This window comes from Nostoc sp. UCD121 (assembly GCF_014222285.1).
Lineage (GTDB): Bacteria > Cyanobacteriota > Cyanobacteriia > Cyanobacteriales > Nostocaceae > Nostoc.
Window position 1 is genome coordinate 1 of the sequence record NZ_JACKZS010000630.1, and the last position, 230, is coordinate 230.

The 230-nt window shown below is 70.0% G+C and carries 1 protein-coding gene; it reads left to right on the forward strand.

Features of this window, described 5'->3' with window-relative positions:
- Nucleotides 1-42 precede the first annotated feature (42 nt).
- Nucleotides 43-230, forward strand: a 188-nt coding sequence (locus GNF10_RS37775; RefSeq protein ID WP_311774273.1) for a 2Fe-2S iron-sulfur cluster-binding protein, incomplete at its 3' end; no start/stop codon positions are given.

Here is a 230-nt window from a genome sequence, read left to right on the forward strand (position 1 = left end):
CCGAAGTACGGCTGCGGGCTCGGTCAGTGCGGGGCCTGCACGGTGCTGATCGACGGCGTCGCGGCGCGTTCGTGCGTGGTGCCGGTCAGGGCCGCGGTCGGGCATGTGGTGACGACGCTGGAAGGGCTTGCGCGGGGCGAGCGGCTGGACCCGGTGCAGCAAGCCTTTATCGAGGAACAGGCGGCCCAGTGCGGCTACTGCCTGAACGGCATGATCATGACCGCCAAGGC